13 protein-coding genes are annotated in these 10,942 nt (G+C 70.2%); 1 reads left to right on the top strand and 12 read right to left on the bottom strand.

Annotated features, from left to right (window positions below; all coding sequences use genetic code 11):
• Window positions 1-26 precede the first annotated feature (26 nt).
• Both BS72_RS23890 and BS72_RS23885 read right to left on the bottom strand, forming a co-directional pair.
• Window positions 27-320, bottom strand: coding sequence for an STAS domain-containing protein (locus BS72_RS23890; protein ID WP_037913436.1), 294 nt, complete (start codon window positions 318-320; stop codon window positions 27-29).
• A 224-nt stretch (window positions 321-544) separates the two neighbouring features.
• Window positions 545-1,396 (bottom strand): 3-hydroxyacyl-CoA dehydrogenase family protein, encoded by an 852-nt coding sequence (locus BS72_RS23885; protein ID WP_037913433.1) that lies wholly within the window; start codon window positions 1,394-1,396, stop codon window positions 545-547.
• 336 nt (window positions 1,397-1,732) lie between these two features.
• Between BS72_RS23885 and BS72_RS23880 the strand changes: the two genes are divergently transcribed.
• Entirely contained in the window at window positions 1,733-2,305 is a 573-nt protein-coding gene (locus BS72_RS23880) for a cob(I)yrinic acid a,c-diamide adenosyltransferase (protein ID WP_037913430.1), read from the top strand.
• 108 nt (window positions 2,306-2,413) lie between these two features.
• Here the strand turns inward: BS72_RS23880 and BS72_RS23875 are convergent, their stop codons facing one another.
• The 10 genes from BS72_RS23875 to BS72_RS23830 all read right to left on the bottom strand — a co-directional run bounded on the left by BS72_RS23875 (window position 2,414) and on the right by BS72_RS23830 (window position 10,942).
• On the bottom strand, window positions 2,414-2,878 hold the full coding sequence (locus BS72_RS23875) for a DUF2550 domain-containing protein (RefSeq protein WP_037913428.1): 465 nt from the start codon (window positions 2,876-2,878) through the stop codon (window positions 2,414-2,416).
• Window positions 2,879-3,040: 162 nt separating this feature from the next.
• The gene (locus tag BS72_RS23870; RefSeq protein ID WP_232792523.1) at window positions 3,041-3,415 is read right to left on the bottom strand and encodes a F0F1 ATP synthase subunit epsilon; all 375 of its coding nucleotides are present in this window, start codon (window positions 3,413-3,415) and stop codon (window positions 3,041-3,043) included.
• A 139-nt stretch (window positions 3,416-3,554) separates the two neighbouring features.
• On the bottom strand, window positions 3,555-4,997 hold the full coding sequence (gene atpD / locus BS72_RS23865) for a F0F1 ATP synthase subunit beta (RefSeq protein WP_037913425.1): 1,443 nt from the start codon (window positions 4,995-4,997) through the stop codon (window positions 3,555-3,557).
• A 5-nt stretch (window positions 4,998-5,002) separates the two neighbouring features.
• Window positions 5,003-5,929, bottom strand: a complete 927-nt coding sequence (locus BS72_RS23860) for a F0F1 ATP synthase subunit gamma (RefSeq protein ID WP_037913423.1) — start codon at window positions 5,927-5,929, stop codon at window positions 5,003-5,005.
• A 4-nt stretch (window positions 5,930-5,933) separates the two neighbouring features.
• Window positions 5,934-7,505: a F0F1 ATP synthase subunit alpha gene (atpA, locus tag BS72_RS23855; protein ID WP_037913422.1), complete on the bottom strand. Its 1,572-nt coding sequence runs from the start codon at window positions 7,503-7,505 to the stop codon at window positions 5,934-5,936.
• 84 nt (window positions 7,506-7,589) lie between these two features.
• The gene (locus tag BS72_RS23850) at window positions 7,590-8,405 is read right to left on the bottom strand and encodes a F0F1 ATP synthase subunit delta (protein WP_037913421.1); all 816 of its coding nucleotides are present in this window, start codon (window positions 8,403-8,405) and stop codon (window positions 7,590-7,592) included.
• Entirely contained in the window at window positions 8,402-8,950 is a 549-nt protein-coding gene (locus BS72_RS23845) for a F0F1 ATP synthase subunit B (protein WP_407639005.1), read from the bottom strand. Before BS72_RS23845 ends, BS72_RS23850 begins: the two co-directional genes overlap by 4 nt.
• A 42-nt stretch (window positions 8,951-8,992) precedes the next feature.
• Complete coding sequence (gene atpE, locus BS72_RS23840; RefSeq protein ID WP_037913419.1) at window positions 8,993-9,238, bottom strand: ATP synthase F0 subunit C; 246 nt, start codon at window positions 9,236-9,238, stop codon at window positions 8,993-8,995.
• Between the two features lie 99 nt (window positions 9,239-9,337).
• On the bottom strand, window positions 9,338-10,144 hold the full coding sequence (gene atpB, locus BS72_RS23835; RefSeq protein WP_037913416.1) for a F0F1 ATP synthase subunit A: 807 nt from the start codon (window positions 10,142-10,144) through the stop codon (window positions 9,338-9,340).
• Window positions 10,145-10,483: 339 nt separating this feature from the next.
• Window positions 10,484-10,942, bottom strand: coding sequence for a hypothetical protein (locus BS72_RS23830; RefSeq protein ID WP_051951586.1), 459 nt, complete (start codon window positions 10,940-10,942; stop codon window positions 10,484-10,486).

Genomic DNA, 10,942 nt, shown 5'->3' with positions numbered 1-10,942 from the left:
GCCAGTTCCTGACCGCCGGACGGGAGCTACGGCTCGATGGCGAGAATGCGGTGCAGCCGAGTGGCCACGAGGAGCCGCTGCATCTGCGGCGGCACCCCGCGCAGCACCAGCCGCCGGTTGGCCCGGCCGGCCCGCCGGTGGGCACCCATGATGACGCCGAGGCCGGTCGCATCCCACGAGTCCAGCTCGGTCAGGTTCAGTACGAGGTCGCCGGCGCCGGAGTCGACGGCGGTGTGCAGGGCCGTACGGGCGTCCGCCGCGCTGCGGACGTCGAGGCGCCCCCCGACGACCAGCTCGGCGTGGTCGCCCCTGATGTGCATAGTCACTCCCCGGACAGTGCTGGTGTGTACGCCGTCTCCCGAACGGCATGGACCCGTTCTGTCTTCACACAACTGACGGCCCGTCGTATACAGAAGTTGCCGTCTGTGAGGGAACCGATACCGAATTCACCCTCAAGGGTGATCGGATTGGTGCGTTCGGCTTTCAGTGTCTTTCAATGGCTTTCAGTGGCTTTCAGTGGCTTTCGGTCTGACGCGCGGACGGGCTACGGGTAGCGGTAGAAGCCCTCGCCGCTCTTGCGGCCGATGGCGCCCGCGTCCACCATCCGGCGCATCAGCTCCGGCGGGGCGAACTTCTCGTCCTGCGACTCGGTGTAGATGTTGCCGGTGGCGTGCAGCAGGATGTCGACGCCGGTCAGGTCGGCGGTGGCGAGCGGACCCATGGCGTGGCCGAAGCCGAGCCTGCAGGCGGTGTCGATGTCCTCGGCGCTGGCCACCCCGGACTCGTACAGCTTGACCGCCTCGACGACGAGCGCGGAGATCAGCCGGGTGGTGACGAAGCCGGCCACGTCGCGGTTGACGACGACGCAGGTCTTGCCGGTGGACTCGGCGAACTCCCGTGCGCGGGCGAGGGTCTCGTCGCTGGTCTTGAGGCCGCGGACCAGCTCGCACAGCTGCATCAGCGGCACCGGCGAGAAGAAGTGGGTGCCCACCACCCGTTCGGGGCTGGCGGTGGCCGCGGCGATCTTCGTGATGGGGATGGCGGAGGTGTTGGAGGCGAGGACGGCGTCGTCGCGGACCAGGCCGTCCAGGGTGCGGAAGATCTCCCGCTTCACCTCGACCTGCTCGAACACCGCCTCCACCACCAGGTCCGCGTCGGCGACGGCGTCGAGGTCGGTGGTGGTGGTGATCCGGGCGAGCGCGGCCTCCGCGTCCTCCCCGGTCATCCGGCCCTTCTCGGTGAACTTCCGGTAGGACGCGGCGATCGCGTCCCGGCCGCGGGCGAGCGCCTCGTCCGTGACATCGCGCAGCACCACCTCGTAGCCCGCCTGTGCGGACACCTGAGCGATGCCGGAGCCCATCAGTCCGGCTCCGATGACGGCGAGCTTCTTCGCCACGGCACACACCTCTCCGTCGGGGTAGTTGGGGCGTCTGCCGGACGATAGCGCCCGTTCCACGCCGTGCGCAGCATCATGTCGGCCGCGTCACCGTGTGTCCTTGGTCGCACCGAGGGTGGCGGGCCGGACCGCGGCGCCGGGCGGGGCCCCGGCAACGACCGTGCGGGGGGCGGGGAATCGGGCCCCGCGGCACCGAAGCGGGCACGCGGCAGCCGGGCACACGGCCGCGGGCGCGCGGCGTCGAGGGCTGGCGGGCGCGCGGCGTCGCGCGGTGGCAGGGGTCGCGGGCGCGCGGCGTCGGGCGGGCAGGGCAAGGCTCCTGGGTAGGCTCGCCGCATGGTCAACCTCACCCGCATCTACACCCGCACCGGCGACGACGGCACGACCGCGCTCGGCGACATGAGCCGCACCGCGAAGACCGACACCCGCATCGCCGCCTACGCCGACGTCAACGAGGCGAACGCCGTCATCGGCACGGCCCTCGCGCTGGGCGGGCTGTCCGAGCCGCTGGCGGCCGTACTGACCCGGGTGCAGAACGACCTCTTCGACGTGGGCGCGGACCTGGCCACCCCTGTGGCGCCGGACCCGAAGTACCCGCCGCTGCGGGTGGAGCAGTCCTACGTGGACCGTCTGGAGGCGGACTGCGACCGTTTCCTGGCCGATCTGGAGAAGCTGCGCAGCTTCATCCTGCCCGGCGGCACCCCGGGCGCGGCGCTGCTGCACCAGGCCACCACGGTGGTGCGGCGGGCGGAGCGCTCGACGTGGGCGGCGTTGGAGGAGCACGGCACGACGATGAACGCGCTCACCGCGACCTACCTGAACCGGCTGTCGGACCTGCTGTTCATCCTGGCGCGCACGGCCAACAAGGAGCGCGGCGACGTGTTGTGGGTGCCCGGCGAGAACCGCTGAGCCACCGAGGCGCCCGAGCCGCCCGGACGGTGGAGCCACCGGACCGCCCGAGCCGCCCGGACCGTCAAGCCACCGAGCTGGGCCGGGCGAGCCCGGCCCGGCGCGGGCTCACGCCACGTTGACGCGCTGGCCGGGCGGCGCCGCCTCCAGCCAGGCGAGGAAACCGGTCAGCGCGTCGTCGCTCATCGCCAGCTCCAGCCGCACCCCCCGGTGCGCGCAGACCAGCACCACCGCGTCGGACAGCAGCGCCAGCTCCTCCGAGCCCTGCGGCTGCCGCCGCCCCAGCACCTCGATGGCGGGGCGCTCCAGCACCCGGCGGGGCCGGAAGCCGTAGGAGAAGACGCGGAACCACTCGACGCGGTCACCGCTGTAGCGGGCCACCCCGTACACCCAGCCGCGGCCGCCGGCCGTGCCGACCGCGCCGGCCTCGGCCTCCTCGGGCGGGGCGGGCCGCAGGCTGCAGTCGAAGGTGCCGCCCGGGCGCTGGATCAGCCGGCGGCGCAGCCCGAAGAGGAAGAGCCCCAGCACCACGGCGAGGAGCACCCCGCCGACCACTTCGAGAGCGAGGATCACGTCCGTCGACCTCCTCGCCTAGGAATGGCTGCTGCTCTTGCTGTGCCGGTGCCGCGGACCGCCGAAAAGGGCGGTCCGCGGCACCGTTGGTCCTGCGGGTCCTGCTGCGTGCGGGTGTCACCCGCTCGGCGCCGGACCCTGCGGGCCCGGCGGGAGGAGCGGTCAGTGGGCTCCGGCGGCGGCCGACAGCCGCACCTCGGCGCGGCGCTGGGCACCCGGGTCGTCGGCGGTCTTGGCCGCCTGGAGCGCGCGCTCGGCCCGCTCGGTGTCGATCTCCTCGGCGAGTTCCGCGATCTCGGCGAGGATGGACAGCTTGTTGTCCGAGAAGGAGATGAACCCGCCGTGCACCGCGGCGACCACCGTGCCGCCGTCGCTGGTGCGGATGGTCACCGGACCGGACCGGAGCACCCCGAGCACCGGCTCGTGGTTGGCCATGATGCCGATGTCACCCGACTTGGTGCGGGCGACGACCAGGTGGGCCTCGCCGGACCAGACGTTGCGGTCCGCGGCGACCAGCTCGACGTGAAGATCGGCCAAGACGGCTCCTCGGGTTGGCACCCACCGCCTGCGGGGATGCGTAGAACAAAGAATAAGGGGTGCGAGCAGGGGAGCCGGACCGGCGCCCCGGCGAACCGGGGCGGGCCGGGCCGCTCCCCTGCTCAGCGAGTGCCCTGCGTCAGCTGACGCCGAGCTTCTTGGCGTTGGCCTTGAGGTCGTCCAGGCCACCGCACATGAAGAACGCCTGCTCCGGGAAGTGGTCGTACTCGCCGTCGGCGATCGCGTTGAACGCCGTGATGGACTCGTCCAGCGAGACGTCCGAGCCGTCGACACCGGTGAACTGCTTCGCCGCGTGGGTGTTCTGCGACAGGAAGCGCTCGATGCGGCGGGCGCGGAAGACGGTGAGCTTGTCCTCCTCGCCGAGCTCGTCGATGCCCAGGATGGAGATGATGTCCTGGAGGTCCTTGTACTTCTGCAGGATTCCCTTGACCCGCGAGGCGGTGTCGTAGTGCTCCTGCGTGATGTAGCGCGGGTCCAGGATGCGGGACGTGGAGTCCAGCGGGTCCACGGCCGGGTAGATGCCCTTCTCCGAGATCGGCCGCGAGAGCACGGTCGTCGCGTCGAGGTGGGCGAAGGTGGTCGCCGGCGCCGGGTCGGTCAGGTCGTCCGCGGGCACGTAGATCGCCTGCATGGAGGTGATCGAGTGGCCACGGGTCGACGTGATCCGCTCCTGGAGCAGACCCATCTCGTCGGCCAGGTTCGGCTGGTAGCCCACCGCGGACGGCATGCGGCCGAGCAGCGTGGAGACCTCGGAACCGGCCTGCGTGAAGCGGAAGATGTTGTCGATGAAGAACAGCACGTCCTGCTTCTGCACATCGCGGAAGTACTCCGCCATGGTCAGACCGGCCAGCGCGACCCGCAGACGGGTGCCCGGGGGCTCGTCCATCTGGCCGAAGACCAGCGCGGTCTGCGGGAGAACGCCGGACTCCGCCATCTCCTCGATGAGGTCGTTGCCCTCACGAGTGCGCTCACCCACGCCGGCGAAGACGGAGACGCCCTCGTGCAGCTTGGCGACACGCATGATCATTTCCTGGATCAGCACGGTCTTGCCGACGCCGGCGCCGCCGAAGAGGCCGATCTTGCCGCCCTTGACGTACGGGGTCAGCAGGTCGACGACCTTCAGGCCGGTCTCGAACATCTCGGTCTTCGACTCGAGGTCGTCGAACTTCGGCGCCTTGCGGTGGATCGCCCAGCGCTCGGTGACCTCGGACTCGGCCTCGGGCTCGTTGAGGATCTGGCCGAGGGTGTTGAAGACACGGCCCTTGGTGACGTCGCCGACGGGCACGGTGATGCCGTCGCCGGTGTTGGTCACCACGGCCTGGCGGACCAGACCGTCGGTGGGCTGCATGGAGATGGCGCGCACGACGCCGTCGCCGAGGTGCTGCGCGACCTCCAGCGTCAGCGTCTTGGTCGCGCCGTCCGCCGCCGGGTCGATGACGTCGACGTGGAGGGCGTTGTAGATCTCCGGCATCGCGTCGACGGGGAACTCCACGTCGACGACCGGGCCGATGACCCGGGCGACGCGGCCCGTGGCCGTGGCCGTTTCAGCAGTGGTGGTCATTGTGGTCAGTCACTCCCCGCGCTCGCGTCGGCGAGGGCGCTCGCGCCACCGACGATCTCGCTGATTTCCTGGGTGATGTCGGCCTGTCGGGCCGCGTTGGCAAGCCGCGTCAGCGACTTGATGAGGTCCTCGGCGTTGTCCGTCGCGGACTTCATCGCCCGGCGGCGGGCCGCGTGCTCGGACGCGGCCGCCTGCAACATGGCGTTGTAGACGCGGCTCTCGACGAACCGCGGCAGCAGCGCGTCCAGCACGCCCTCCGCCGACGGCTCGAACTCGAACAGCGGCAGCGCCTCGGCCTTCGCCGGGCCGCCGCCCTCCTCGTCCTGCGGCCGCTCCTTGAGAGCGAGCGGCAGCAGCCGCCGGTCGACCGGGTTCTGCGTCATCATCGAGACGAACTCGGTGAAGACGATGTGGATCTCGTCCACCCCGCCCTGCTCGGAGTCGGCCAGCACCGCCTCGATCAGCGGCGCGGACACCTTCTTCGCGTCGGCGTAGCTCGGGTTGTCCGAGAACCCGGTCCACGACCCGGCGACCTTGCGCTCGCGGAAGGCGAAGTACGCCACCGCCTTGCGGCCCACCAGGTAGGAGTCGACCTCCTTGCCCTCGCCGCGCAGCCGCTCGGTGAGCCGCTCCGCGGTCTTGATGGCGTTGGAGGAGTAGCCGCCCGCCAGACCGCGGTCGCTGGTGATGACCAGTACCGCGGCCCGGGTCGGGTTCTCCGCCTCGGTGGTGAGCGCGTGCTTGGTGTTGGAGCCGGTCGCGACGGCGGTCACCGCGCGCGTCAGCTCGTCGGAGTACGGGGACGAGGCCGCCACCTGGCGCTGGGCCTTGATGATCCGCGAGGCCGCGATCATCTCCATCGCCTTGGTGATCTTCTTCGTGGCGGTGACGGACCTGATCCGGCGCTTGTAGACCCGAATCTGTGCGCCCATGCGATCAGCCCTCGACCAGCAGCGCGCCCGAGGAGGTCTCGAACTGCTTCTTGAACGCAGCCACCGCCCCGGTCAGCGCGTCGATCGTGCCGTCCTCCAGCTTGCCCGTCTCGACGATGCCCGTGAGCAGCGCCTTGTGCTCGCGGTGCAGGTAGTCGAGGAGCTCGCGCTCGAAGCGGCGGATGTCCTCGACCGGGACGTCGTCCAGCTTGCCGGTGGTGCCGGCCCAGATGGAGACGACCTGGTCCTCGATCGGGAACGGGGCGTACTGGCCCTGCTTGACCAGCTCCATCATGCGCTGGCCGCGCTCCAGCTGCGCCTTGGAGGCCGCGTCCAGGTCGGAACCGAAGGCAGCGAACGCCTCCAGCTCGCGGTACTGGGCGAGGTCCAGCTTCAGCCGGCCGGAGACGCTCTTCATGGCCTTGATCTGGGCCGAGCCGCCGACGCGGGAGACCGAGATACCGACGTTCAGGGCCGGGCGCTGGCCGGCGTTGAACAGGTCGGACTCCAGGAAGCACTGGCCGTCGGTGATGGAGATGACGTTGGTCGGGATGAACGCCGACACGTCGTTGGCCTTGGTCTCCACGATCGGCAGGCCGGTCATGGAGCCGGAGCCCAGGTCGTCCGACAGCTTCGCGCAGCGCTCCAGCAGACGGGAGTGCAGGTAGAAGACGTCGCCCGGGTAGGCCTCGCGGCCCGGCGGACGGCGCAGCAGCAGCGAGACGGCGCGGTAGGCGTCGGCCTGCTTGCTCAGGTCGTCGAAGACGATGAGGACGTGCTTGCCCTGGTACATCCAGTGCTGACCGATGGCCGAACCGGTGTAGGGGGCGAGGTACTTGAAGCCGGCCGGGTCGGAGGCCGGGGCGGCGACGATCGTCGTGTACTCCAGCGCGCCGGCCTCCTCCAGCGAGGCGCGCACGCCCGCGATGGTGGAGCCCTTCTGGCCGATGGCGACGTAGATGCAGCGCACCTGCTTGCTCGGGTCGCCGGACTGCCAGTTGTCACGCTGGTTGATGATCGTGTCGACCGCGAGGGCGGTCTTGCCGGTCTGCCGGTCGCCGATGATCAGCTGGCGCTGACCGCGGCCGATCGGGGTCATGGCGTCGACGGCCTTCAGGCCGGTCTGCATCGGCTCGTGCACCGACTTGCGCTGCATGACGGTGGGCGCCTGCAGTTCGAGGGCGCGGCGGCCCTCGGTCTCGATCTCGCCGAGTCCGTCGATCGGGTTGCCCAGCGGGTCGACGACCCGGCCGAGGTAGCCCTCACCGACGGCGACGGACAGCACCTCGCCGGTCCGCTGGACAGGCTGGCCTTCCTCGATGCCGTCGAACTCGCCGAGGATGATCGCACCGATCTCGCGCTCTTCGAGGTTGAGGGCGAGGCCGAGGGTGCCGTCCTCGAACTTCAGCAGCTCGTTCGCCATGGCCGAGGGCAGTCCCTCGACCTTCGCGATGCCGTCTCCGGCAACGCTGACCGTGCCGACCTCCTCGCGCGAGGCGGCGTCCGGCTGGTACGACTGGACGAACGTCTCCAGCGCGTCCCGGATCTCCTCCGGCCGGATCGTGAGCTCCGCCATCTGGGTTCCCTGCTCTCCTTGTTGGGCCCTGTATTCCTCACGGCCCAACTCGGGCCGCATTCATGCTTGTTGAGTTGGCGGCTGTCAGCCGGCCATCCGCCGCGCGGCCTCTTCGAGCCGATCGGCGATGGAACCGTTGATGACCTCGTCGCCCACCCGCACCCGCAGTCCGCCGAGGACCGAGGGGTCCACGTCGATGTTGAGGTGCACCGGACGGCCGTAGATCCTGGCCAGGGCGTCGCCCAGGCGCTGCTTCTGCCGGTCGTCGAGCGGGACCGCCGAGACGACCTCCGCGACGGTCCTGCCACGGCGGGCCGCCGCCAGCTTGGACAGGGACTCGATCCCGCCCTCCAGGCTACGTCCTCGCGGCGCGCCGACCAGCCTGACGACCAGCCGTTCCGTCACCGGGTGGACGCGCCCGCCGAGCAGCCCGTGCAGCAGCTCGGACTTGGACGTGGCCGGAGCCGTCCGGTCGTGGAGCGCGGCGCGCAGCTCGGTGCTGCCCGCTGCGATCCGGCCGAACCGGAAGAGCTCGTCCTCGACGTCGTCCAGACCGCCGGCCCGCTGGGCGGCGATCAGGTCGGCCGTGTCGGCCAGCTCCTCCAGGGCGTCGGCCAGGTCACGCGACCGCGACCAGCGGGACCGGGCCATGCCGGCCACCAGGTCGGCGGCCTCGCCGCTGACCTGGCCGCCCAGCAGCCGCCGGACCAGCTCGGCCTTGCCCTCGGCGGGCTGGGCCGGGTCGGTCAGCGCGCGGCGCAGACCGCTCTCGCGGTCGAGCAGCGCAGTCACCGAGGCCAGCTCGCCGGCGAGCGCGGTCACGTCGACGGAGGTGCTCTCCGTCAACGCGTCCAGCCGCTCGCGGGCGCCGGCCAGCGCGTCCCGGCTCGCGCCGTTCATCGCGCGGCCTCCGCGGACGCGGCGCTGTCCTCAAGCCCGTCCAGGAACCGGTCGATGACCCGGCTCTGCCGTGCCGAGTCCTGGAGCGACTCGCCCACCACGCGTCCGGCCAGGTCGGTGGCCAGCCGGCCGACCTCCTGCCGCAGCGCGGTGGTCACCTGGCGGCGGTCCGCCTCGATCTGGGCGTGGCCCGCGGTGACGATCGCGTCCCGCTGGCGCTGGCCCTCCTCGCGCATCTCGGTGATGATCTGCGCGCCCTGCTCCCGGGCCTGCTCGGTGATCCGGGCCGCCTCGTGACGGGCTTCGGCGAGCTGGGCCTTGTACTCCTCAAGCGTGCGGTTGGCCTCGGCCTGCGCCTTCTCCGCCCGCTCCAGGCCACCCTCGATCGCGTCATGCCGCTCCGCCAGGGTCTTCTGGATGTTCGGCAGGAGCTTCTTACCGAGGAGGCCGAAGACGATGAAGAAGCAGAGCAGGCCGACAACCAGTTCCGCGGTGTCGGGGATGAGCGGGTTCTGCGCCCCCTCCTCCGCAAGGAAGGTCATCATGTCTGAACCTTTCGTCGAGTGGCTACTGGTTGGCGGTCCAGGTCACTTCTGGAAGATGAAGGGGACGACCAGGCCGAGCAGCGCGAGGACCTCGCAGAGCGCGAAGCCGAGGAACATGTTGGTGCGGATGACCGGCATCGCCTCGGGCTGGCGGGCCATGGCCTCGATGGAGTGTCCGAAGACCAGACCGATGCCCACGCCGGGGCCGATGGCGGCGAGGCCGTAGGCGACCGCGCCCAGGCGGCCGGCGGTGGTGGCGGCGGCGAGGTTAACGAGCTCGGCAGACATTTCGTCTTCCTTCGTGATGCGGTCCGCCGGGGGGCTTCCCAGCGGATGTTTGTGGGTGGTGGTGCGGGTCGGGCTGTTGACGCCGGGGCCGGCCCGGGGTCAGTGGCCCTCTTCGAGCGCGCCCTGGATGTAGATCGAGGCGAGCAGCGTGAAGATGTACGCCTGGAGGAACTGGATCAGCAGCTCGAAGGCGGTCATGAAGATCGCCAGTGCGAACGATCCGCCGGCCACCGCGGTGAGCACCGACGGGGTCAGCAGGTACCAGCTGGCGACGCTGAACATGACGATCAGCATGTGCCCGGCGAACATGTTCGCCCAGAGCCGGACCGCCAGGGTGAACGGGCGGGTGATCACGTTCTGGATGAACTCCAGCACCACGATCAGCGGCACCAGGGGCTTCGGGAGCCCCTCGATCCAGACCAGGTTCTTGATGCCGCCCCGGAAGCCGTGGGTCTTGAACGTCAGGTACATGTACGTGATGAAGACCAGGGCCGCCAGGCCCACCGGGAACGCGAACCGCGACGTGGGCGGGAACTGCGCGACCGGGATGATCGACATGATGTTCATGAACCACACGAAGAAGAAGATCGAGCAGAGGAAGGGGACGTACTTGTCGCCCTTCTTGCCGATCACTTCGCGGGCGATGCTGCGCGCGACGAACGTGTAGCCGATCTCACCGACCAGCTGCAGCTTGCCCGGCACCAGCTTGGGCTTGTTGAACGCGGCCCAGAAGAAGCCCACCACGATCAGCATGGCGATGATCGCGAGCAGCATGGGCTTCGTGAAGTCGAAGCTGCCGATGCTGAAGAGCGGCTTGAAGTCGAACGAGTTGAGGCCCGGAGCGGGGAATGCGCAGTCGTGCTGGATGTGGCATCCAGCCTCAGCGAGCAGCGTGTGGGCACTCACCCGTGACTCCTTCGTCGTGACGCATAAGTAACGGCAACCTTGTGTGTCAGCGCGGCTGGTGGGGCCGCTGTTCGGCACTGCGGGCGGGGCGTGGCGAGGCCTGCGTGGTCCACGGGGAGCCCGCACCGCCGCACGGGCATCCGTCCTCCGTGCCGCGCGTGCGGTTCCGGTTCCGAATACACCGCAGGGCGCGGGGGCATGACCCTCTGCGCTAGCGAGGGGCCCTCACGTCCGGATGCGACTTCGGACGATAGCAGACCAGCGGGAAAGCGATTTACCCTGCCCTTACATGCTCCTTCGCGGAGCCGCCACGCCGCTCCGGGGAGCGGGGGCTCTCCGTCACGTCGCATCGCGCGACCCCGTCCCGACCGCGTCCGCCTCCCGCTTCAGGGCAGGGACCGAGGGTTCGGGATCGACGTAGAGCATGCGGCTGGTCAGACTCTGCTTGACCTGGCCGCCCACCCATGCCAGCGCGGTGACCAGCAGGCTCAGCCCGAAGGCACGCCCGCTGAAGGCGCTGGTGCCGTTGAAGGCGACGATGAAGACGCCGATGAGCAGGATCTGCACGGCGTAGACCAGCATTCCCGCGGTCATGGCGACCTGGGGCCGGTTCTCGGTGATCCGCATCAGCGCATAGGAGCCGCCGGCGAAGAACACACCCACGACAGCAACCGCGACCAGTCCGCCGATCAGCCCGTGGCTGCCCGCGAGGACAGCGCTGGCGATGACGGCGACGGCGCCGACGGGCGCGGCCACCAGGGCTGAGCCCCGGAGGATCCGGGCGTCGTTGGGCTGCAT

Source organism: Actinacidiphila yeochonensis CN732, assembly GCF_000745345.1.
Classification (GTDB): Bacteria; Actinomycetota; Actinomycetes; order Streptomycetales; family Streptomycetaceae; genus Actinacidiphila; species Actinacidiphila yeochonensis.
This window is presented reverse-complemented; position numbering and strand designations above follow the sequence as displayed.